The organism is Pararhodobacter zhoushanensis, from assembly GCF_025949695.1.
Taxonomy (GTDB): Bacteria; Pseudomonadota; Alphaproteobacteria; order Rhodobacterales; family Rhodobacteraceae; genus Pararhodobacter; species Pararhodobacter zhoushanensis_A.
Map to the genome: position 1 here is coordinate 2,705,184 of NZ_JAPDFL010000001.1, position 22,541 is coordinate 2,727,724.

A 22,541-nucleotide genomic window follows, 5' to 3' on the forward strand; every position below is an offset into this window, starting at 1 on the left:
CATGTCAGCCCCGCCTGCCAGCACAATAGCGACCATACCCCACCCGCTTTGCGACGGCTGGCGTCTCGGGACGCCCTGACATAGTCTGCGCTCAGTTTCAGACAAAAGGTGCCCCCATGGACCGCAAACTGCTGCTCATTATCCTCGACGGCGTGCCCTATGCCAACTGGCGGCGCTACTTTGGCTGCCTTGAGGGCTGGGTCGCCAATGGCGACGCGCGCGTCTGGCGCATCCGCGCGATGCTGCCATCGATGTCGGGGCCGTGTTATGCGTCGATCCATTCCGGCGTGGCGCCTCAGGTGCATGGCGTCTTGTCCAACGGGCATATCCAACGCGTCGACATGCCCGATGTGTTCAGCGAAACCCGCAAGGCAGGTGGCGTCACCGGGGCCGTGACGCACAGCTGGTGGAGCGAGTTCTTCAACCGCCACCCCTTTGATTATATTCGCGATATCGAGTATGATGAACCGGAAAGCCCGACCATCAACCACGGGCGCTTTCACACGATGACAGGGTATGATCACATCAACCAGGCGACGCCGTCGGATGTCGATCTCTTCGCCACGTTAAGCTCGCTCTGTCAGCGTTTTTCGCTGAACTACGGCATCCTGCACACCTGCACGCTCGACAGCATGGGGCACCGGTTTGGCCATGACTGCACCGAAATGGACCACGGCTGCGCGTTGCTCGATGCAATGCTGGCCAAGTTCCTGCCGGGCTGGCTGGCAATGGGCTATGAGGTGATCGTTACCGCTGATCACGGCCAGTCACAGCGCGGGCACCATGGCGGCACCGGCGCGGACCAGCAGGACGCGGCGCTGTATTACTTCGGCCCCGCCGACGGACCAGCACCGGACACTCTGATTGACCAGCGCCAGCTCGCGCCGACCATCCTCAGCCGTCTGGGGGCCGCCATCCCCGAGACGATGAAACACCCCGCGTTCCTCAGCTGAAAAGACAAAGCGCGGTTAACACCCTGTTAACCGCACCCCATTTTCTGTCTGGAAATATCCCGGGGGTGAATGCGCGGCACGCGCAGAGGGGGCTGGCCCCCCTGCCCGGTCCACCAATGCGCTCAGATACCCAGCTCGCGCAGCGTCGCAACCAGCGCCGCGGTCGAGCCATCGCGCCCTTCGGCAGACGCGGTCCCGTCGATCATCGGCAACAGCTGCACTGCCAGCTCCTTGCCCAGCTCGACACCCCATTGGTCAAACGAGTTGATGCCCAGCACCACCCCTTCGACAAACACCCGGTGCTCGTACAAGGCGACGATCGCCCCCAGCATCGCCGGGGTCAGCCGGGGGTACAGCAGCAGGGTTGACGGGCGGTTACCCGGGAAGACCCGGTGCAGCGCCTGACGCTCCAGCTCTTTGCCCTTCAGCCCTTTGGCTTTCATTAGCGCCCGCGCCTCATCCAACGAGCGGCCCCGCATCAGCGCCTCGGCCTGCGCCAGACAATTGGCCGCCAGCAAGCGGTGCTGGTGGGCCATGGCGGGTTCTTGTCCCTGACCCGCGAGCAGAAATTCGCACGGCACGACATCGGTGCCTTGGTGGATCAACTGGTAAAACGCGTGCTGGCCATTGGTGCCCGGTTCGCCAAAGACGATGGGTCCGGCGGCTGTGGTCAGCGCGCTGCCATCCATCGCCACGCTCTTGCCGTTCGATTCCATCTCAAGCTGTTGCAGATAGGCCGGCAGCCGCGCAAGACGCTGATCATAGGGCAGCACGGCGCGCGCGCCATAACCGCAGATCTGGCGGTGCCAGACCCCGACCATGGCCAGCATCACCGGCATGTTGTCGACCAGCGGCGCGTCGCGGAAATGCTGATCCATCGCCGCGGCCCCGGCCAGAAAGGCGCGGAAATCCTCGGGGCCGATGGCGATCATCAGGCTCAGGCCGATCGGCCCCCACATCGAATAGCGCCCGCCGACCCAGTCAGCGAAGCCAAAGACGCGGGCGGGATCGATGCCAAAGGCCGAGGTCTTGTCCAGCGCCGTCGACAGCGCGACAAACTGCCGGGTCGGTTCGGCGACGGCGCGCGACATCCAGGCCTTGGCGGTCTGCGCGTTGGTCATCGTCTCGATGGTGGTAAAGGTCTTCGAGGCGACGATCACCAGCGTCGTCTCAGGATTCAGCGCTTCCAGCGTGTCATGGATATGCGCGCCATCGACGTTGGACACGTAATGACAGCGCGGCCCGTCGGCATAGGTCGCCAGCGCCCGCGCCGCCATCGCCGGGCCCAGATCCGAGCCGCCGATGCCGATATTCACCACATCGGTAATGCGCCCGCCGACGCCGCGAATACGCCCGTCGCGCAGATCGCGCGCGAAGGTTTCCATGCGGGCCAGCGTCGCGCGCACCTCAGGCATGACATCCACGCCGTCGACGGCAACGCTGCCCTCAAGGTTGCGCAGCGCGGTGTGCAGCACAGCACGATCTTCGGTTTCGTTGATCTTTTCGCCGGCGAACATGGCATCGCGACGGCCCTCGACATCGCAGCTGCGGGCCAGATCCAGCAGCAGATCCCGGGTTTCGGTATCAAGATTGGTCTTTGAATAATCGAACAGAACTGGACCCGTCGCAGGGGTCTCCAAAGTCACGGAAAACGCCTTGGCGCGGGATTCCGCGTCAAAAAGCGCGGTGATCGGTCGTTGTGCAACGTCGCGCTGGCGATCGCTCAGTGCGGCCCAATAGTTCATCAATACACTTCCAGAGATGTTTCCCTTGCCCTTTCATGCCAAGAACGGAATGCCTTGCCCAGAGCAAAAGCGTTCTGGTTGAGCGTGGCGCCGTTTTCGACTCGGGTGTGACGTGATCATGCAACAGCCGGGGGCTTGCCGCGCCGGTTCTGGCGTGCAGTATACGCCGCATGACACCGCGTATTCTGTTCAGCGACGCCTGTATGGCCGAGGGTGCCGACTGGCTCGCCGCGGCAGAGCCGCGCTTTGCCGCGGTGCTTGATCTGTGCGGCCCGCCGCCGCTGCGCAGGCGCGGCGACGGGTTCGAGGCGCTGGTCAGCGCCATTGTCAGCCAGCAGGTTTCGGTCGCCTCGGCCCGCGCGATCATGGGCAAACTGGAGGCCGCCGCGCTGGTGAGCGCAGAACAGTTCGCCGCCGCCAGCGATGAGACCCTGCGCGCCAACGGCTTGTCGCGGCAAAAGGCGCGCTATATCAAGGCACTGGCCGAGGCGGGGATTGATTTCGACGCGCTGCGCGATGCGCCTGAGGTCCATATCGTCGAGACCCTGACCGCCGTGCCGGGCATTGGTCGCTGGACTGCCGAGATCTACGTGATGTTCAGCCTAGGCCGCGCCGATACCTTCGCGCCCAACGATCTGGCGCTGCAAGAGGCTGCGCGCCTGCTGTTCGATCTGAATGAGCGCCCGCGCGAGAAGCCGATGCGCGCGATGTCCGAGGCCTGGACGCCCTGGCGCACGGTTGCAGCGGGGATGCTGTGGCACTACTACCATCACGCGAAAAGCCGTGAAGGCGTTACCTGAAAGGAGCTGCCATGCCCCCTCGTCCGTTGACCTCTGCCCGCAAGGGCGCGCCCAAGGGCACGGCGACCTCGGTCGTGATCTTCGTGCATGGCTACGGCGCCAATGGGGCCGACCTGCTGGGTCTGGCCGATCCGCTGGCACCGCATCTGCGCAAGACCGCCTTCTATGCCCCCGACGCGCCTGAGAATTGTCAGGGCAATCCGTTCGGCTATCAGTGGTTTCCGATCCCGTGGCTTGATGGCTCCGAGGAAAGCAAGGCGCTGGCGGGACAACAGCAGGCGGCGCATGATCTCAACGCCTTCATCGACAAGGTTCTGGCCGATGAGGGGCTGGAGCCCTCGGCGCTGGCGCTTGTCGGCTTTTCCCAAGGCACGATGATGAGCCTTCACATCGCCCCTCGCCGCCCTGCCCCGCTGGCCGCACTGGTCGGTTTCTCGGGCCGGTTGCTGCAACCGGAAACGCTGGCCGCTGAAACCGTCAGCAAGCTGCCGATCCTGTTGATTCATGGCGATGCCGACCCGATGGTCCCGGTGCAAAGCCTACCCGAAGCTGCCGACGCACTGGTCGCTGCCGGGTTCGAAACCTTTGCCCATGTCTGCAAGGGGCTGGGCCATTCCATCGACAATGAAGGCCTGTCGCTGGCGCTGGGATTCCTGCGCGAAAAGCTGCCGCAATAGGCAGCGCGCGGCCTCGCGTCGCAGAGCTGTCACGCAATCACGTCATCCTGTCCCCGTCCCGCATTTCGCGGGGTTGTCAGGGGTAAAACACCGGATATAGTCGGGGCATCGGCAGCCTCGACGGGTCCCGGACGGGAGAGACGTAAAGATGGACGGCGATTTCAGACAAGCGTTTGTGCATGAGCCAGCGGCACTCAAGCAGTTCCCGGCTTTGGTGCTGAATGCGGATTATAGACCCCTTTCGTACTACCCTCTGTCGCTGTGGCCGTGGCAAGAGGCGGTCAAGGCTGTCTGGATGGACCGCGTGACCATCGCCGCCGAGTATGAGCAGACCGTGCACTCGCAGCGCATGGAGATGCGAATACCCTCGGTCGTGGTGCTGAAAGACTACGTCAAACCCCGAAAGCGCGTGGCCTTCACGCGCTTTAATCTTTTCTTGCGCGATGAATTCGTCTGCCAGTATTGCGGTTCGCGTCACGATCTGACCTTTGACCATGTTGTGCCCCGCGCCCATGGCGGCATCACTAGCTGGGAAAATGTCGTCGCCGCCTGCGCGCCCTGCAACCTGAGCAAAGGCTCCAAAACCCTGCGCAACTCGGGCCTCAAGCTGCAGCGCACGCCGCGTCGCCCCATGGCGTCCGAGCTGATCGAGCGCGGCCGCCGCTTTCCGCCCAACCACTTGCATGAAAGCTGGGCGGATTATCTCTATTGGGACACCGAGCTTGACGCCTGAGACCCGCTGCGCTTGACTCGCGGGCAAGAGGCTGGACTTTGCCGCCAGACACCTCTATCTGCACCCGTAGTTAACGCTAACATCCGCAGGAGCCGACATGGTCGCCCGCGTCATACCCGTCGAGCCTTTCGATCTGGTCATTTTCGGTGCCACCGGCGATCTTGCCCGGCGCAAGATTTTGCCTGCCCTCTGCCGTCGCTATGCCGAGGGGCAAATGCCCCCCGAAGGCCGCATCATTGGTGCCGCCCGTACCGAGCTTTCGCGCGAAGACTTCCACACCATGGTGTCCGAGGCTTTTGACGAGTTCCTCGGCGCTTCGGCCCCCGATGCCGCCCTGCGCGCCGAATTCTTCGAGCGGCTCGATTACATCACCATCGACGCGCTGGGGGATGACGGCTGGAGCGATCTGTCAGGCCGTTTGCGCGATGACGTCGTGCGGGCGTTCTATTTCTCGGTCGGCCCGTCGCTGTTTGGTCCGCTGGCCACCGGCCTTGGCCGCTTTGGTCTGGTGACGCCGGAAACCCGGATCGTGGTCGAAAAGCCCTTCGGCAACGATCTGGAAACCGCGCGTGCGCTGAACCAGACGCTGGCGGCGCATTTCAACGAAACGCAGATCTACCGGATCGACCACTATCTGGGCAAAGAGACCGTGCAGAACCTGATGGCGGTGCGCTTCGCCAACATCCTGTTCGAGCCGCTGTGGAACGCCCGCTTCGTTGACCACGTCCAGATCACGGTGGCCGAAACCGTCGGCGTCGGCGGTCGCGGGGCCTATTACGACAAATCCGGCGCGATGCGCGATATGGTGCAAAACCATATGATGCAACTTCTTTGCCTCATCGCGATGGAACCGCCCTACAGTTTCGAGCCTGACGCCGTGCGCGACGAAAAGCTCAAGGTTATCCATGCCTTGGATCCGGTCGAGCCGCGTCAGGTGGTGCGTGGGCAATATGGCGGCGGTGCCGACACGGCCTCCTATGCGGAGGAAGTCGAGACACCGGATTCGAACACCGAAAGCTATATCGCGCTCAAGGTCGGGATTTCCAACTGGCGCTGGAAGGGCACGCCCTTTTACCTGCGCACCGGCAAACGCCTGCGCGCCCGCACGTCCGAGATCGCCGTCACCTTCCGCGACCCGCCGCATTCGATCTTTGGCGAGGATGCGCCGTGGAAGGCCAATATTCTGGTCATCCGCCTGCAGCCCGATGAAGGCATGACGCTGAAGGTGATGATCAAGGAACCCGGCCCCGGTGGGATGCGTCTGAAGGATGTGGCGCTGGACATGTCCTTTGCCGACGCATTGGGCGAAGACATGCATATTCCCGATGCTTATGAGCGCCTGATCATGGATGTCATTCGCGGCAACCAGACGCTGTTCATGCGTGGCGACGAGGTCGAGGCGGCCTGGGCCTGGACCGATCCGATCATTGCCGCGTGGCAAAAAACGGCTGATACGCCAAAACCCTACGATCCGGGGTCGTCGGGACCCGATGAGGCGCTTAAGTTGATCCATCTGGATGGTAGAAGCTGGCGCGAGATCCGTTGATGGACTTTATCGAATATTCCGACAGCGACATGATGATGTTGTCGCTGGCCCGACAATTATCGCGCGATCTGCGCGAGGCATTGGTGCGGCGCGACCGGGCACTGTTTGCGGTGCCGGGGGGCAACACGCCGGGACCGGTGTTTGACATGCTGGCCGCCGTCGATCTGGACTGGGACCGTGTCGATATTGTGCCCGGCGACGAGCGCTGGCTCCCCGAGGATCACCCCCGCTCGAACGCAGGCCAGATCCGTGCGCGGCTGATGCGCGGCAAGGCCTCGGCGGCGCGGCTGATCTCGCTGTGGCGCGATGTGCCCACCCCCGAGGAAGGCGCGGCCGAGATCGCCGACACACTCGACGCCCTGCTGCCGGTCGATGTGGCTTTGGTCGGAATGGGCGCGGACATGCACACGGCCTCGCTGTTTCCGGGAGCCAACAACCTTGAGGCGGCGCTGGCGGCCCATGCGCCCTCGGTGCTGCCGATCACCGCACCCGGCGCGCCCGAGCCGCGTGTCACGCTCAGCGCGCGGGTGTTGAAAGACGCCTTTGCCCTGCATGTGCTGATTACCGGTGCCGAGAAGCGCGCGGCACTGGAACAGGCGCAGAAATTGTCACCGATGGACGCGCCGATTGCCGCGCTGCTGCACAACGCCACGGTTCACTGGGCGCCGTAAGTCCTTGTCTGAAAAGGTTTAATCGCGCATCACCCCGTCGGGCAACCGCTGGACCAGCGCAGATTTTACAGCAGCCTCGCAATGGCGGGCCAGGTCTTTGCGATTGGGAAAATCCGAGACCTTGACCGGCGGATGGAACACCACCTCGACCCGCCCTTGCCGGGGCTGGGCCGCCACGCGCAGCAGATGCCCAAAGAACGACAGATCGCCCCACCAACCGTAGAACCGCGGATCGCGGTTATTGGGACCGATATAGACCAGCGAAACGGGCTGAACCGATAGAAAGTCGATCAGCTCTTCTGTGAAGAACGCCGCAAAGAGCGTTGGTTTGAAAGGTAAAACCCGTGCGCCGTCCGAGCTGGTTCCTTCGGGGAAGAAGCACAGATGATGCCCCGCACGCAGCCGTGCCTCGAAGACCATCTTCTGCAAGCGGGCATCGCGCGCATCGCGGCGGATGAATACCGTCCCCGTTGCCCGCGCAAGCCAGCCGATCGCCGGCCAGCGCGCGACTTCATGCTTGGCGACAAAGTAGATACGCTGCGGCGCGTTCAGCGTGAAAATATCCAACCATCCTGCATGGTTGGCGACCACAGCGCCACGCTCTTGCATGCGCTTTCCCGCGACCTTCAGCCCGATCCCCAGCACCAAGAGCGCGGCTTTGCAGACGCCCTGCGTCACAAAAGGCGTCACCGGGCGGCGCAGGCCAAAGAACGGCCGCTCGATGAGCCGCAGCAGCAAATGCACGGCCAACCCGCCGAACACGACCGCCACCAACAGCGGCACCCGCCACGCCAGCATCAGCCAGCCCAACGGGCCGATGCGGACCGCGGGCGGCTCGCCTTCTGGCGAGACCCAGGTCAGCTCAGCGGCGGGGCGTTTTGCGGGCGTAGAAGTCAACGGCTCTCTCGGACATGCGGGACGTGTCCATGATCAGACAGACGTCGGTGGTGTTGAAGTCGGTGTCGATATAGGCACCCTCGCCGACGAAACCACCCAGCCGCAGATAGGCGCGGATCAAAGGCGGAATCGCCGCCGTCGCGCGCGCGCGGTCCACCGTGTCCGGGTCCAGCAGATCCATCCGCTGGGCGTGCACGCCGGGCCGCACGGCGACGCGCAAGGCATCTGGCGCCAGATGGTGTGCATGCAGATAGCTCAGCGCTTCGGCATGCCCGGCGGGGTCTGTCCCGTGGAAAGAGGCCACGCCGAACAGGATTTCGATCCCGCGTTCCAGCACATATTCCGCCACGCCGTTCCAAAGCAGCAGCATGACCGGCCCCCGCCGATGCGCGGGATGGACGCAGCTGCGCCCCAGTTCGACCAGTTTGCGGCCCGAGGCGCGCAACGGCGCCAGGTCATATTCGGCATCCGAATAGAACCGCCCCAGTTCCCGCGCGCGTTCTTGCGGCATCAGCCGGTAGACGCCCACCACATGCGCCAGCGTCGTCGGATCGATCGAGCGGTCCACCAGAAGCAGATGGTCGAAATAGGGGTCCAGCGCATCCCTTTCCAGACGCCGCGCGTGATCAGCGCCTGCGCAGACCGCGCCCAACTCGTCGACGAACACATCATAGCGCAGACGCTGAGCGCCCAGCAGATCAGCGTCATCACGGGCCAGCCGCACTTCATAGGCCTGTTCTTTGTGCGTCGCAGAGGTGGTGCGTGCGTCGTTCATCGCTGTCTCGCTTCAGCAAAGAGGCGGGCAATTGACACAGCCGCAAGTTGCGCCCTACCCTTTTGGCAGGGTCTGCCTGCCCGATGCGGGATCACTGGCCCGGCATCCATTCAAGGTCAATTACCCGTGTATCCACCACCACCTTGCCCGCTTCCTCAAAGTTTACCGTCACGCGCGGGCCAACGACGGACTGCACCTGCCCCAGTCCCCAGTCCGGCTGGGTGGGATGGCGGACGAACATACCGGGTTCAAGCAACTGAGACATCGGGTCTTCCCTTTCTGCCGGGGGCACAGTGATGCCCGAGGTGCGCGATCTTGCAGCCTTGGTCAGCTCGCGGCTTTGCCATGATCTCGTAAGCCCTCTCGGCGCGATCGGCAACGGGGTCGAGCTGATGCGGATGATGCAACTCGACTCGCCCGAGCTGGATCTGATCGAACAGGCCGCCAAGGCGGCGCAGGCGCGGGTGCAACTGTTTCGCCTCGCCTTTGGCGTCGCGCAAGACGGGCAAGAGGTTCGCGCTGCCGAACTGACACAGGCGCTGGACGGCATTGCGATACAGGGCCGCATCACGCTGCGCAGCGCCTTCACAGCGCCAGTGCCCCGCCTGCTGGCCAAGCGCCTGACCTTGGCTGCCCTGTGTGCTGACAGCGCCCTGCCCTACGGTGGTGAGATCGTGGTCGAGCCGGGCGGCGTTGTCGCCACGTCCCCGCGCCTGACCCTCGATGCCGCGTTGTGGGATCCGCTCGGTCAAGGGGAGATCCCGGCCGAGCTTTCTGCCAAATCGGTGCATTTCGGACTGCTGGTCACGCTGGGTCCCGTCGAGATCGAACGGGACGAGACCCAGGTGACGCTTCGGCTGTAGTCAGGGCCGGATCGTACCGTCGCCGGTGACCAGATACTTGAAGCTGGTCAATTGCTCGGCCCCGACCGGCCCACGTGCGTGCATCTTGCCGGTCGCGATGCCGATCTCTGCCCCCATGCCGAATTCGCCGCCATCGGCAAACTGGGTTGAGGCATTCTGCATCAGGATCGCGCTGTCCAGCCGGGCGAAAAAACGATCCGCCGTGGTCTGGTTCTCGGTCAGGATCGATTCCGTGTGCTGGCTGCCGTGTTTGCGGATATGCGCAATGGCCCCGTCCACGCCATCGACCAGCTTGGCGGCGATGATCATGTCCAGAAACTCGCGGCCAAAATCCTCGGGCGTGGCTTTCACCGTGCCTTTGACCGTCAGCAACTCACCCTCTGTCCGCACTTCGACCCCGGCCTTGAGCAGATCCTCGATCAGCACCGCGCCGTGCCGGGCGTAGAAGCTGCGATCAATCAGCAGCGTCTCGGCCGAGCCACAGATCCCCGTGCGCCGGGTCTTGGCGTTCAGCACCACGCGGCGCGCCTTGGCCAGATCGGCGTCGCCGTCGGCGTAGACGTGGCAGATGCCTTCAAGATGCGCGAAAACCGGCACGCGTGCCTCGGCCTGCACCAGCCCGACCAGCCCCTTGCCACCGCGCGGCACGATCACGTCGATGTATTTCACCATCCGCAGCATCTCGGCCACGGCCTCGCGGTCGCGGGTCGGCACCATCTGGATCGCGGCCTCGGGCAGACCGGCAGCCTTCAGCCCCGCCACCATGCACCCCAGCAGTGTCATCGAGGAATGATAGCTCTCGCTGCCGCCGCGCAGGATCACCGCATTGCCCGATTTCAGGCACAGCGCGGCGGCGTCGGCGGTCACGTTCGGGCGGCTCTCATAGATCACGCCGATGACACCCAAAGGCGTGCGCACCCGGCGGATATGCAGGCCCGAAGGCATGTCCCATTCCGCCAGCACCGCCCCGACCGGGTCATCCTGCGCCGCCACCGCCCGCAACCCCGCCACGATCGACGCGATCCGCGCGTCGTCCAGTTCCAGCCGGTCCAGCATCGCCGGGCTCAGGCCCTTGTCGCGACCAAACGCCATGTCCTTGGCATTCGCTGCCAGAATCGCCGGGACGCTATCGGCCACCGCGTCTGCCGCCGCCAGCAGCGCGGCCGTCTTGGCCTCGGCACTGGCAAAGCCCAACTCGGCCGAGGCGTCGCGCGCCTGCCTGCCGATGTCTTCCATCATCACCGCGATATCGCTCATCCGTCTCACCCTCATCTGTCCCCAAATATCCACGGGGGTGTCCAGAGGGGGAGCGTGCTCCCCCTCGGCGAGGGGGTCCGGGGGCGAGCAGCCCCCCGGCTTTCCTCTCACAACACCATATCATCGCGATGGACCAGCGCAGCCCGGCCCGAATAGCCCAACACCTGCGCAATCGCATCCGACCGCTTACCTTTGATCTTGCGGGCCTCATCCGCCGTATAGCGGACCAGACCCAGCCCCAGAGCACCCGCAGGCCCCTGAATCGCCACTGGTTCGCCGCGGCCAAATTGGCCAACCACCTCCGTGACTCCTGCGGGCAGCAGGGATTTCCCCTGTCCCAGCGCCTGAGCGGCGCCTGCGTCGATCATCAGCACACCGCGCGGTTTCATCGCTGCGATCCAGCGTTTGCGGGCGGCTTGCGGATCACCCAGCGCGGCGAACCACGTGCAATTCGCGCCGTCCTCGATGGCACTGAGCGGCCGCAACGGGCTGCCCGCCGCGATCACCATCGCGCAGCCACCATGCGTCGCGGTGCGCGCGGCCATGACCTTGGTTTTCATCCCGCCCTTGGACAGGCCCGACACGGGATCGCCCGCCATCGCCTCGATCTCGGGCGTGATGTCATCGACGAACGCGAGCCGACGCGCTGTCGGATCGGTATGCGGATTGCCAGTGTAGAGTCCATCGACGTCCGACAACAGCGCCAGCTGATCCGCGCCGATGGTGATGGCGATCTGCGCGGCAAGGCGGTCGTTGTCGCCGTAGCGGATTTCATCCGTCGCGACTGTGTCATTCTCGTTGACGATGGGCACCACGCCCAAGCCGAGCAGCGTTTCCATCGTCGCGCGGGTGTTCAGGTACCGGCGGCGGTCTTCGGTATCCTCCAGCGTCACCAGCACCTGCGCGGTGGTAATGCCGTGGGGCTGCAAGACCTCTTCATAGGCGCGCGCCAGACGGATCTGACCGACAGCCGCAGCGGCCTGTGACTGCTCCAGCGGCAAGTCGCCCACAGGCAGGCCCAGCACCCGGCGCCCCAGCGCGATCGAGCCGGACGAGACCAGCACAACATCGGCCCCGCGCGCCTTGGCTGCAGCCACGTCCAACGCCAGCGCGGCCAGCCAGTCCGATTTCAGCTGTCCCGACGCCGCATCCACCAGCAGCGCCGAGCCGATCTTGATGACCAGCCGCCGTGCCTGTGTCAGCGAGAGCCGCGTGTCGGTCAGGGTTGCCACGGCGCGTCATCCTCGTCTTCGCGCGCGGCCTCCGCCCGTTGCGCAGTGATCTCGGTCCACAGCGCGCGCAACACTTCGGTCGTGCCCTTGCCGGTCGCTGCCGACAGCACATAGACCCGCCCGCCGCTGGCCACTTCCAGTGCCGCGCGCTTCTCGGCGATCTCTTCGTCGGTCAGCGCATCCGATTTGTTCAGCCCGACGACGCGGGCTTTCTGGTGGACGATCTCGCTGTAATTCTTCAGCTCGTGGTCGATGATGCGGAAATCCTCGGCAACGTCTTCCGCCGTTCCATCAACCAGTTGCAACAGCACCGCGCACCGCTCGATATGGCCCAGAAACTGGTCGCCCAGCCCCCTGCCCTCGCTGGCGCCCTCGATCAGGCCGGGGATATCGGCCAGCACGAATTCGCGCTGGTCGATGCCGACGACGCCCAGATTGGGGTGCAGCGTGGTGAAGGGATAATCGGCAATCTTGGGCCGCGCGTTCGAGGTCGCGGCAAGGAAGGTCGACTTTCCGGCATTGGGCAGACCGGCCAGACCGGCGTCGGCGATCAGCTTCAGGCGCAGCCACAGGATACGCTCGACCCCGTCCTGCCCCGGATTGCCCTTGCGCGGCGACTGGTTGGTCGAGGATTTGAAGCGCAGGTTGCCCCAACCGCCATTGCCGCCCTTTGCCAGCATGATGCGCTGGCCGATGGTGGTCAGGTCGGCAACGACGGTTTCGCCGTCCTCTTCCAGAATCTCGGTCCCGGCGGGCACTTTGAGGATGATGTCATCGCCATCCTTGCCGGTGCGCTGTTTGCCCATGCCCGGGCGGCCATTCTCGGCAAAGAAATGCTGCTGATAGCGGAAATCGATCAGCGTGTTCAGCGCGGGCACGCATTCGACCCACACATCGCCACCGGTGCCGCCATCGCCGCCATCCGGCCCGCCGTATTCGATGAACTTCTCGCGACGGAAGCTGACGCAACCGCCGCCGCCCGAACCCGAGCGAATGGTGACTTTGGCGAGATCGAGGAATTTCATGGCAGTGTCCCGGGGTGGCGCACTGTCAGGCGATAGCCGTTCGCACGCAGAGGATCAAGGCCCGCGCATGAGGCGCGGGCCGGAGGAAGGGCGCGACAGGGGCCGGTCAGGCCAGCTTGCGCAGATAGGTCCAGGTTGGCACGGTGGCGTGGCGCGCCAGCGAGTGCGCCTCGGCATCGCCGATATAGTCAAACCCGGCATTGGTCAGCACCCGGGCAGACACAGGATTGTCCTGGAATACCTCGGCGAAGACCGTTTTGTTGCGGTGCGGATTGGTGTCCAGCAGCGCCTTGACTGCCGACGAGGCAATACCGGCATGCCAGAAATCAGGCGCGACCCAATAGCCGATCTGGCTCTGGTTGCGATCCAGCGACTTGAGCGACACAACCCCCAGAAACGACGGCGCACCCTGCGGTCTGCCGTCAATCGCCCAGACATCCTCGTCCCGGTCCTCGGCCACTGCGGCGTCGATATACGCCTGCGTGGCCGCCGCCGTCAGCGGATGCGGAATCGAACGCGTTCCCTCGGCCACCCGTCGGTCGCTGGTATAGATGTGCAACAGGGCAGCATCCTGACGGCCCAGCGGACGCAGGATCAGATGATCTGCCTCGATGCTGGGTTGAGTCCGGCTGACAGCGGGGGTCTTGGTGAAGCGGATCGTCATAAGGATCGTCCTGGTCTTCTGCCACAAAAACGCACGGCAGACAAAAGAATGGGGGCCGACAGCGTTCTGTCGGCCCCCGTGTAACGTGCAAATGTAAAGCCTTTGCGTTACTCGGCAGCCTCACTCACCACTGGAACGATCGACACAAAGCTGCGCCCCTTGAACCCTTTGGTGAAGGTGACGCGACCATCGGTCGTGGCGAACAGAGTGTGATCACGGCCCATGCCGACGCCGGTACCAGCGAAGTGCTTGGTGCCGCGCTGGCGCACGATGATGTTGCCGGCGATGCAGACTTGGCCGCCGTAGATCTTCACACCAAGGCGGCGACCAGCAGAGTCGCGACCGTTGCGGGATGAACCGCCTGCTTTTTTGTGTGCCATGGGTGTTACTCCTTGTCAGCGGCCAGCGTGGCGGCCTGTTCGAGCCAGTTGTCACGGGCGATACGGCCCTTGAACGACAGCTGGTCATCCATGTACGCGATTTCCGACTCGGTCCAGGCAGCGATCTGGTCGAAGTGGAACACGCCGTTCTGGTGCAGCAGGCCTTCCAGCTTGGGGCCAACGCCCGAGATCTTTTTCAGATCGTCGGCTTTGCCGCCACGGGCTTCGGTCAGCAGGTTTGCCGGACGGGTGCCCGACACCTCGCCTGCCACAGCCGGAGCCGCTGCTGCCATCGATGCGCCCGAAACCGAACCCGAACCGATAGCCGCCTTGACGCCCGACGCATCAGCGCCCGAGGCCAGGATGTCCGTCACGCGGACCAGCGTCAGCTTCTGACGGTGGCCTTTGGTACGCTGCGAGCTGTGCTTGCGGCGACGCTTGACGAAGTGGATGACCTTGTCACCCTTGATCTGGTCGATGACTTCGGCCTGCACGGCAGCGCCCGCGACGAGCGGCGCACCGATGACCGGCGAGTCGCCGCCCAGCATCAGAATGTCATTGAACTGGATTTTCTCGCCGGCATCAGCCGCGAGACGTTCGACGCGCAGCACGTCGCCCGCTTGGACGCGATACTGTTTACCGCCGGTCTTGAGGACTGCGAACATGTCCTGTCTTTCCTTATGCTTCCGCGTTCTGTGGCCGCCCTTGCGGGTGTTGATGGCATTCGCCGCCTCGAACTGCGCCCCCGTTCGGGAGTATGAAAACGAACCGTGCCCCGGTCGGCCTTTGGACCGATACGGGGCACGGGGTGGGCATTACCGCCTTAAGGGGCAGTAAGTCAAGCGCCGGAGGCCCAGACGCGCGCGGAAAAGCGCATCAGACCGTGGCGCAAGACGGGTTTAGGTCGGAAGCGGCGTGCACGTGTAAGAGCCGTGCGTCCGCCGCGACAGGCGGCAGAACTGGTTGAACAGTTCCAGGAAGTTATTGGCATTGCTCACGCCGCTCAGCGGCGAGGCACCCTGGATCTTGATATCCCCGCCACTATAGCCCCACGAGGTCACAGCCATGACCACGTTGCGCGACGGCATTTGCGAGGCCTGCCGGGCCGAGTCGCTGATTTCGCCCATGTTCAGGATGTGGGGCCCACCGCTCGACCCGCCTTCCATGCCCGATCCATACACGTAATCAAGGCCGATCCGACCCCACAGCGGAATGGTTTGTCCGGTGACCTCGAGATGTTGGCCAACGGTCATTTCCTCGCCGTTATAATAGTTGCCGGGATACCCCAGTTGCGTCAGGAAGTTATAGTCCAGACGGCAATTGAGATAGCAGAACGGCAGATACCCAAGCCGAAAGCCGGGCAGCGAGTTGTTGACATAGGTCCACCGTGCGTCTGTCAGGCGACCGCATAACGCCATGCCAACGTCGTAGCCGCCGTTCAGTCCCTCTGACTCGCTGGCGACGTTGCGCCATTGGGTCGTGGTGCCCCAGCGCAGAACCTCGCACGATCCGTACCGCTGGCTGACCCCCATTTCACCCGAATAACCCGGATAGAAGATACCTTGGGTGTTCCAGCCCTCCTCGCCTCCCCGGTCGGGGTTGTAGACGCAGTGCCCCGCCGTCAGCAGGATTGCCCGGTCAATCAGCGTCGCCGTGCACGTGTACCACAAGCCGCCGTTCATGAAATACAGCTTTCCTACCGACCGCTGCGGGGCGAAATACGGTGCCGGATACTGCAGCGCGTCGGAATAATGGTAGATCGTGCCACGATTGCCCGACCCGTAATCCTGTGTGTCAGGCGCGTTGCTGTTCGCCGACGGCGCGCTTTCGCTGAGTTCGCGGTAGAGGCTTTCGTCGATCGTGGCCCGCACGGCGCGACCGGCGGTGCCCGGGCGGATAAGCGGCACACCCGAGCCCATGTCAGCGGCCGGCGGCACGGCCCGAGCCGTCGCCATGGGGCCGCTGCCCTCATAGATCTGTTCCATCGGGATCGCCGTCGCCATGATCTGGGCAAGATCGACATCACCCATGGTCGAGGGCCCCATCGGCGGCGACAGAACCTGTGCCAGTGCGGGCTGGGACATCAGCGCACACACAGCAGCAACTGCCAGCGTGCTCCGAGTGAAAAAGGAATAGGATGTATGTGCAGACGTCACTGAAATCTCCCTGAACCAAGCACCCGAAGGCACCCAAAATCAACACAGCCGCACCCCAGATGCGCGACCCTAATCACGGCAGAGTAAGGCGAATCGATCCGTGCGGCAACTGTCGGTATGCCACGTCTATTTCGGGATGGAACGCTTATCAGGCTTGGACTAGGGTGATCGCGCAGCGCAGCCGCGCGCCGTACAGACAAACGGTTTCAACACAGTATGTCCTCACTTTCTCCTCGCGTTGGTGTGGTGATCCGCACCAAGGATCGACCAGGCTTTGTCACGCGCGCCCTGCGCAGCGTGATGGATCAGACCTATCCCGGCTGGCGCGTCATGCTGGTCAACGACGGCGGCGATCAGCCCGCGCTGGAGGCCGCGATTGCAGCCGACGGCCTGGCGCCCTTGTTCGCCAGCGACGCAATGCAGGCGTTGCACTTGCCGGCGTCAATCGGGCGGTCTGATGCCTTCAACCTCGGGGCGCAAACGCTGGACACCGAGTTTGTGTGCTGCCTGGACGACGACGACACCTGGGCACCGGGCTTTCTGGAGGCTCTGCTCGACCTGCATGACCGCACCCTGCCGCTGGCCCCTGATCTGGGCGGCGTGGCGGCGCTGGTCACGGCGGTGCGCGAGGATCTGGTAACGCTCGACGGAACGGAAACCCTGATCACCCTGGGCGAGGATGAGCTGTCGCACGCGTTCCGGCGCACGGATTTCTTTCTGAACCCCATCGCCTATGCCACCTATCGGCATGACCTTTACCCGGTGCAATGGATGCTCAACCGTCAGGCTGTACTGGCGGCGGGCGGGTTCCCGTCGGCGTTCAACGTGATGGAAGACCGCGCCTTCATGACGCTCTTCCTGCAACGCTGGCGGGTGGCGATCCTTGATCAGAAGCTGGCCTTTCACCACCGGCGCACCCGGCGCAAAGGCGACACACAGCAAAGCATCGTGCTCAACACGCTGGACAACCCGTCCTATGACTGGCGGCTGTTTTCGGATCTGGCCAAGATCCCGCTCAATTCCCTGCCTGATGACGAAGGCGACGGCGCATCGACCAGCGAACGCGCCGGTGCCTTGTTGCGGGCCACGGCGGCCACCATCATCAAAGAGCTGAACGATGAGACCAGCGGGCTGTGGCACAAGATCAACGGCGAGACCGCGACGCTGAAGGCCCGCCTCGAAGCGCTCGATGCGCGGGTCGGCGGCGTGGCGGCGGTGCCCGAGGCCGCGACCCCACCCGAGGCGCAGGTCTGGTCGCTTTGGACCGAACTGGGCGCGCAGGACGCGGGCTTTGGTCTGGGCGTGGATACGCCGTTCCTGTCGCGGCTCTCGCTGTCGATGGCCGATGCGCAACCGGGGCTGATGATGCATGCCTCGCAGGCACAGAACCGCATGGTCGTTCAGATCCCCTGCACGCATGACTGGGCCGCGCTGGAGCTGTCGCTGGACGGGCTTGTCAAACGCGGCCACGGGCTGCGCTGCGAACTGATCGTCAGCCATCCGACCGGCTATCTGTTCGAAACCGCGCTGTCAGTCACCCAGCGCGACCGTCGCGGGCGCGTGTCGCAGGCGCTTGAGGTCGGCCATGTCCACTCGTGCCCGCCCGGTGGCTCGGTCCGTGTGGTGCGCGATTTTCCCGTCGAGGCGTTCGAACGCGACGCGCGGTGCAAATTCTCGGTTGCGTTGCCGCGCCAAGCCAGTGATTTTCGGCTGATCCTGCACGATCTGGTGGTCAGTCTGCTGTGAAGCATCGGTGTGCCCATGTTTGACGACGCCTTGCCCGACTTCGCCCTTCGCGGCGAGGCAGGCATCGACCTGTTCGCGCGCAGCGACGACGATGCCCATCGTCGCGCGCGGTTCCGCTGCGTGGCCACGCTGGGGGATGACGGCACGCTCGTCGATCATATGCCCGATGCCAAGCGCGATCTGACCGCGTTGCGGGCAACGGCCGAGGCGTTGGCCGCGGATCCGCTGTTGACGCCCTTTGTGCTGGCCGACGTGACCAGTTGGCCCAAAGCCTCGGATCTGGGCAATCCGATCCGGTTGTTTCTGTATCTCGACTTTCTGCGCGCCTGGCAGGTTGCCGATATGGCTGCCGCCCGGTTCGAAGCCGGTTTGCGCCGCGCTGCTGGCACCCTGCCCCCCGAGGCGGCCCGCTTGCCGACGGTGATCCTGCCGATCCTCGATTTCAACCAGCTGAGCCGCGGCAGCCGAGTGGCCCGCGCGCTGCTGCCCTTGCTGAATGCACAGCTTGCAGATCCTGCGTTTCGCAAACCCAAGAACGGCGGCGGCACGGGCTATGCCTTGCGCATGCTGGGCGATCTGTGCCTGCGCGGCAAGGATGCCGCTCTGGCGCTGCAATGCTATGAAACCGCTGTCGCATCGGGCGACAACCCGTTTCGCCGCCGCAGGGCGATCGAAGCAGCCCGCGCCGCGAAAGATGCCGAGGCGCTGGCCAGACACCGCGCGGCGTATGCGCAACGCTGGCGGCTACCCGCCGATCTCGCTGAAGACAAGGATACAGAATGACCCGCACCAATGCCGTCGATATTCTATGCATCGGGGCACAACGCGCGATGACCTCGTGGCTGCATCAGGCCGTCTCGGCCCATCCCGGAACCTGGGCCTTTCCCGCCTTTGACCCGCTCACCTCGACCAGCAAGGAAGCGCATTACTGGGACTGGAACCACAAGCGCGGGCGGGACTGGTACCGTGTGCTCACCCGCCCTTTGGACGATGCGCTGCTCAGTCTGGATTTCACGCCGGAATACGCCTTCCTCAACGAGGCGCAGCTGACCGAATGCAAGCACCTGAACCCCCAGGCAAAGGTGATCTACATCCTGCGCGATCCCCTCGCGCGGGCAATCTCGGCGCTGCGCATGCACACGGTCTGGGCAACCAAACACGCGGCAGCCGACGCCGCCAGCCTGACCTATGACAAGACCTTTCTCGAGCGCTGTCGCAAGGCCCGGATCTGGGATCATGGCGCTTATGCCGCCAATCTCGCCCGGTGGCGACGGTACTACCCTGACATGCTGGTGCTGAATTTCGAGGCGCTCGGGGCCGATCCGCTTGCCGGTCTGCGTCAGGTCTACGACCACTGCGGGCTGGACTGGGACGGGCTGGACGACGAAACCCGCGCCGCCCTTTCCGAACGCGCGCAGCGTCACGTCTGGGCAACCCCGCGCTATGCGCTCGACGCCGATTGCGTTAACTTTCTTAGCGGGACGCTCTGGACCGCACGCGCAGAGATCGAGGCCGAAACCGGCTTTGCCTTCACCGAGGCCAACCCCTATCTGGAGGCCGCACGATGACGCGTGAAAACATCACCGATATTCTGTGCATCGGCTGTCAGAAAGGCTCGACCAGCTGGCTGCATTCGGTGCTCAATTCGCACCCGATGACGCATTCCTTCCCCAGCAGCGGACCGCTGACCTCGACCGACAAAGAGGCGCATTTCTGGGACTGGAACCACGAGCGCGGCGTCGACTGGTATCGCACGCTGGTGACGCCGCCGAACCCGGCGAAGCTGTCGATGGATTTCACGCCGGAATACGCTTTCCTGCCCGCCGAGCACATCGCCGAGTGCAAGGCGCTCAACCCTACGGCCAAGGTGATCTATATCCTGCGCGATCCGATGGCGCGGGCCGTTTCGGCGCTGCGGATGCATATGCTTTGGCGCTATGGCAAGGACCATGCCGAACCCCTGCACCACGATGACGAGTTCCTGACGCTGGTGCGCAATTCGCGGATCACCCTGCACGGCGCTTTCTTGCAAAACCTGCGGGCGTGGCAAAAGCACTATCCCGATATGATGGTGCTGAATTACGAGGATTTCCATAACGACCGCGCCGCCAGCGTGGCGCGGATCTTTGCCGCGCTGGGTCTGGATACCAACGAGATGGATGAAGGGTCGCAGCGCCGGGTTGACCGGCTGATTGACGGCGGGCGTGTCTGGGAATCCGAGAAGTTTCCGATGGACCGTTCCGTGCTGATGTTCCTGCAGGGCCTGACATGGCGCGTCCGGCAGGCCTGTGAGAGCGAATTGACCATGCGCTTCGCCGAGGGCGAGCAACTGTTGAACGGCTGAGGATGGCCTCGCTTGCGCGTCAGCTCTGGACCGGGCCGCTTGACGATCCTGCCGCGCCCGGACAGGCGTTTGGCGCGCGGCTTGCAGGGCTGGATTACGGCCCGGCCCTGACCGAGCTGCGCGTGCTGGCGGGTTTCGGTCTGCCCGTCGATTTGCGCGCCGCACAGGCCCGCTGGCCTTGGTCGATTGATCTCGGCCTGCTGATCGCCCAGATCGAAGGCGATACCAGCCCGCTGGCTGCCGCTGTTCGCGCCCAGAACCGCCGGTTTGGCACCTTGGCCTGGACGCTGTGGACACAGGCGCAGCCCGAAGCGGCGCTCGACACGCTGAGTGATCTGGACCCGACATCGGGCAGTTATGCCGATGACTGCACCCGCCGCGCCGAGCTGCTCATCCTGTCGGATCTGCCCGCCGATCCGACTGTCGACCCGATCCCAGGCCCGCGCGGCACGCAGCTGTCCTTGTTACAAACATGGCGGCGTGAGGGGGCAGCGGCGCTTGTCCGCCGCGCCACGCTCGAAGACGCCGCCCTTCCCGCGCATCCGCCCTTGTGGGCGTGGCTGATCGAAACCCTGACGCAAGAGCGCGACTTCGACGCAGCCCGCGCGGCGCTTGGCAGCTTTGCCTTGCGTTGCCCCGATCACCCCGAGCTGACCGCGCAACGCATCCGGCTGGCACTGGAATCCGAGGCGACGGCACAGGCCCGCGCCCTGCTCGACAGTTTGCCCAACCCTGACGCCCCGTGGCGCTGGCCTGCCCGGCGGCATGTCCAGCATCTGCGCTGCCTTGCCGATGAAATCGCCGCCAATCCCTTGCCCGACTACGCACCCTTGCGGTCAGGGGTCGAGGCTGCGCTGCGGCTCTTTCCGCGCAACACGATGCTGCAAACCCTGCACCTGATGGCCCGTGAGTTGACCGAGGATTGGGACAGCTTCGCCCATGACCTTGTCACGCATCCCGACCCTCGTGCCGCCGCCGGTGCGTTCTTGCGGTTGGGCTTGCCCGATCAGGCTTTGGTCGCGCTGGACCGCGCGCCTGCGGCGCTGCCAGACGATGCGTTCCGCCTGCGCCTGCGCCGGGCCGAGGCGCTGATGCGACGGGGCCAGCTCGATGCCGCCCGCACCGCGCTCGGCCCGGTGCCAATCGCCGCGCCCCTCGCTGCCGATCACGCCTATTGGGCCGCCGAAATCGCCAGCGCGGCCCGCGATTTCCCACGGGCTCAGGCAGCGCTCGCCCCGGCGATGGCCACAAGCCCCACGCGCATGGGCCTGCGTCTGACCGCCGCCCGTGTCGCGTTTCTGTCGGGTGATGCGGCTACCGCGCAGGCGCATCTCGACAGGTTTCGCGCCCTGAAGACAGCGCAGCTTGGCCAGACGCCCTCGTTCGATCTGCGCGACCTCATCGTTGCTGATGCCGTCACCGGTCATCCCGGCCCCGCGCAGGCCGCGCGCGCTTTTGCCTGCGCCACGCCCGTGTTCGTACCGGACACCGGCCCGCCGATCCCGCTGACCATCGCGCATTACTGGGAGGGGCCGCGCAGCCCGGCGCTGGAGCGCAGCCTGCGCGCGTGGCGCACGCAGTTCGCGCAGACCGTTTTTGACGCCGCAACCGCCCGCGCGTGGCTTGCTGACCACACCGACCTTGCCCCCCTGTTCGACCGGCTGACCCAGCCCGCCACCCGTGCCGATCTGTTCCGCGTGGCGCTGATTGCGCAAGAGGGCGGGGTTTTCACCGATCTCGACGAATACCCGCGCGCACCGGTCGCGCCCTGGCTCGATCAGGCCGCCGCTGTGCTGGTCATTGAAGAGGGTCATGGAACGCTGGCCAACAATTTCCTTGCCGCCCGCCCCGGACTGGCGCTGTTCACCCGCCTGCAGACGCGGATCGCGCAGACGCTGCACCAAACCGACACGCCCTATGCGTGGTGGGACACCGGCCCTGCGCAACTGAGCTATGTCGCCCACGAGACGCCCACCACAGGCCTGCGCTTTCTGACGCAAGCCGAGTACGACGCCCGTGTCTCGACCAACCTGCCCTTTGCCCATAAGCGCGGTCCGGGCCATTGGCGCTAAGGGGT

At 64.6% G+C, this 22,541-nt stretch carries 23 protein-coding genes; 12 read left to right on the forward strand and 11 right to left on the reverse strand.

The features are described 5' to 3' along the window. Window positions 1-116 precede the first annotated feature (116 nt). On the forward strand, window positions 117-953 hold the full coding sequence (locus tag OKW52_RS13575) for an alkaline phosphatase family protein (protein ID WP_264506192.1): 837 nt from the start codon (window positions 117-119) through the stop codon (window positions 951-953). 122 nt (window positions 954-1,075) lie between these two features. Here OKW52_RS13575 and pgi read toward each other — a convergent pair whose 3' ends face one another. Next, window positions 1,076-2,701 (reverse strand): glucose-6-phosphate isomerase, encoded by a 1,626-nt coding sequence (pgi, locus tag OKW52_RS13580; RefSeq protein WP_406622261.1) that lies wholly within the window; start codon window positions 2,699-2,701, stop codon window positions 1,076-1,078. 167 nt (window positions 2,702-2,868) lie between these two features. Here pgi and OKW52_RS13585 point away from each other — a divergent pair, with 167 nt between their 5' ends. From OKW52_RS13585 to pgl, 5 genes are all read left to right on the forward strand, one after another. After that, window positions 2,869-3,498 (forward strand): DNA-3-methyladenine glycosylase family protein, encoded by a 630-nt coding sequence (locus tag OKW52_RS13585; protein ID WP_264506194.1) that lies wholly within the window; start codon window positions 2,869-2,871, stop codon window positions 3,496-3,498. An 11-nt stretch (window positions 3,499-3,509) separates the two neighbouring features. Then, entirely contained in the window at window positions 3,510-4,175 is a 666-nt protein-coding gene (locus OKW52_RS13590; protein WP_264506195.1) for an alpha/beta hydrolase, read from the forward strand. 148 nt (window positions 4,176-4,323) lie between these two features. Continuing rightward, the gene (locus OKW52_RS13595) at window positions 4,324-4,908 is read left to right on the forward strand and encodes an HNH endonuclease (RefSeq protein ID WP_127109673.1); all 585 of its coding nucleotides are present in this window, start codon (window positions 4,324-4,326) and stop codon (window positions 4,906-4,908) included. Between the two features lie 97 nt (window positions 4,909-5,005). Continuing rightward, window positions 5,006-6,454, forward strand: a complete 1,449-nt coding sequence (zwf, locus tag OKW52_RS13600) for a glucose-6-phosphate dehydrogenase (RefSeq protein ID WP_264506196.1) — start codon at window positions 5,006-5,008, stop codon at window positions 6,452-6,454. Further along, window positions 6,454-7,125 (forward strand): 6-phosphogluconolactonase, encoded by a 672-nt coding sequence (gene pgl / locus OKW52_RS13605; RefSeq protein WP_264506197.1) that lies wholly within the window; start codon window positions 6,454-6,456, stop codon window positions 7,123-7,125. The genes zwf and pgl overlap by 1 nt, the downstream gene beginning before the upstream one ends. An 18-nt stretch (window positions 7,126-7,143) precedes the next feature. On the opposite strand, the gene OKW52_RS13610 is transcribed toward pgl, so the two are convergent. The 3 genes from OKW52_RS13610 to OKW52_RS13620 all read right to left on the reverse strand — a co-directional run bounded on the left by OKW52_RS13610 (window position 7,144) and on the right by OKW52_RS13620 (window position 9,062). Then, a complete protein-coding gene (locus OKW52_RS13610) occupies window positions 7,144-7,923 on the reverse strand; it encodes a lysophospholipid acyltransferase family protein (protein ID WP_264507707.1) in 780 nt (259 codons plus the stop codon). Between the two features lie 64 nt (window positions 7,924-7,987). Then, window positions 7,988-8,797 carry a GNAT family N-acetyltransferase gene (locus OKW52_RS13615; RefSeq protein ID WP_264506198.1) on the reverse strand — a complete coding sequence of 270 codons (810 nt, stop codon included), beginning with the start codon at window positions 8,795-8,797 and terminating at the stop codon, window positions 7,988-7,990. Between the two features lie 91 nt (window positions 8,798-8,888). Beyond that, window positions 8,889-9,062: a DUF3553 domain-containing protein gene (locus tag OKW52_RS13620; RefSeq protein ID WP_127109681.1), complete on the reverse strand. Its 174-nt coding sequence runs from the start codon at window positions 9,060-9,062 to the stop codon at window positions 8,889-8,891. Window positions 9,063-9,093: 31 nt separating this feature from the next. Here OKW52_RS13620 and OKW52_RS13625 point away from each other — a divergent pair, with 31 nt between their 5' ends. Next, on the forward strand, window positions 9,094-9,660 hold the full coding sequence (locus tag OKW52_RS13625; protein WP_264506199.1) for a histidine phosphotransferase family protein: 567 nt from the start codon (window positions 9,094-9,096) through the stop codon (window positions 9,658-9,660). On the opposite strand, the gene OKW52_RS13630 is transcribed toward OKW52_RS13625, so the two are convergent. The 7 genes from OKW52_RS13630 to OKW52_RS13660 form a co-directional block, all read right to left on the reverse strand. Further along, window positions 9,661-10,917 (reverse strand): glutamate-5-semialdehyde dehydrogenase, encoded by a 1,257-nt coding sequence (locus OKW52_RS13630; protein WP_264506200.1) that lies wholly within the window; start codon window positions 10,915-10,917, stop codon window positions 9,661-9,663. Window positions 10,918-11,024: 107 nt separating this feature from the next. Beyond that, window positions 11,025-12,149 carry a glutamate 5-kinase gene (gene proB, locus OKW52_RS13635; RefSeq protein ID WP_264506201.1) on the reverse strand — a complete coding sequence of 375 codons (1,125 nt, stop codon included), beginning with the start codon at window positions 12,147-12,149 and terminating at the stop codon, window positions 11,025-11,027. Continuing rightward, window positions 12,137-13,174, reverse strand: a complete 1,038-nt coding sequence (gene obgE, locus OKW52_RS13640; protein WP_264506202.1) for a GTPase ObgE — start codon at window positions 13,172-13,174, stop codon at window positions 12,137-12,139. Before obgE ends, proB begins: the two co-directional genes overlap by 13 nt. Window positions 13,175-13,280: 106 nt before the next feature. Further along, window positions 13,281-13,838 (reverse strand): GNAT family N-acetyltransferase, encoded by a 558-nt coding sequence (locus OKW52_RS13645; protein WP_264506203.1) that lies wholly within the window; start codon window positions 13,836-13,838, stop codon window positions 13,281-13,283. Between the two features lie 107 nt (window positions 13,839-13,945). Further along, window positions 13,946-14,218, reverse strand: coding sequence for a 50S ribosomal protein L27 (rpmA, locus tag OKW52_RS13650; protein WP_264506204.1), 273 nt, complete (start codon window positions 14,216-14,218; stop codon window positions 13,946-13,948). A gap of 5 nt (window positions 14,219-14,223) precedes the next feature. Beyond that, window positions 14,224-14,883, reverse strand: coding sequence for a 50S ribosomal protein L21 (locus OKW52_RS13655; RefSeq protein WP_264506205.1), 660 nt, complete (start codon window positions 14,881-14,883; stop codon window positions 14,224-14,226). A gap of 234 nt (window positions 14,884-15,117) precedes the next feature. After that, window positions 15,118-16,302: a trypsin-like serine peptidase gene (locus OKW52_RS13660; RefSeq protein ID WP_264506206.1), complete on the reverse strand. Its 1,185-nt coding sequence runs from the start codon at window positions 16,300-16,302 to the stop codon at window positions 15,118-15,120. Between the two features lie 288 nt (window positions 16,303-16,590). On the opposite strand from OKW52_RS13660, the gene OKW52_RS13665 reads away from it, so the two are divergent. From OKW52_RS13665 to OKW52_RS13685, 5 genes are read left to right on the forward strand one after another with little or no spacing between them, the layout of a single operon-like run. Next, window positions 16,591-18,120 (forward strand): glycosyltransferase family 2 protein, encoded by a 1,530-nt coding sequence (locus OKW52_RS13665; RefSeq protein WP_264506207.1) that lies wholly within the window; start codon window positions 16,591-16,593, stop codon window positions 18,118-18,120. A 15-nt stretch (window positions 18,121-18,135) separates the two neighbouring features. After that, entirely contained in the window at window positions 18,136-18,903 is a 768-nt protein-coding gene (locus tag OKW52_RS13670) for a hypothetical protein (RefSeq protein ID WP_264506208.1), read from the forward strand. Continuing rightward, window positions 18,900-19,688, forward strand: a complete 789-nt coding sequence (locus OKW52_RS13675; RefSeq protein ID WP_264506209.1) for a sulfotransferase family protein — start codon at window positions 18,900-18,902, stop codon at window positions 19,686-19,688. The genes OKW52_RS13670 and OKW52_RS13675 overlap by 4 nt, the downstream gene beginning before the upstream one ends. Further along, on the forward strand, window positions 19,685-20,464 hold the full coding sequence (locus tag OKW52_RS13680) for a sulfotransferase domain-containing protein (protein WP_264506210.1): 780 nt from the start codon (window positions 19,685-19,687) through the stop codon (window positions 20,462-20,464). Before OKW52_RS13675 ends, OKW52_RS13680 begins: the two co-directional genes overlap by 4 nt. Window positions 20,465-20,466: 2 nt before the next feature. Beyond that, the gene (locus tag OKW52_RS13685; protein WP_264506211.1) at window positions 20,467-22,536 is read left to right on the forward strand and encodes a glycosyltransferase; all 2,070 of its coding nucleotides are present in this window, start codon (window positions 20,467-20,469) and stop codon (window positions 22,534-22,536) included. Window positions 22,537-22,541: the final 5 nt, after the last annotated feature.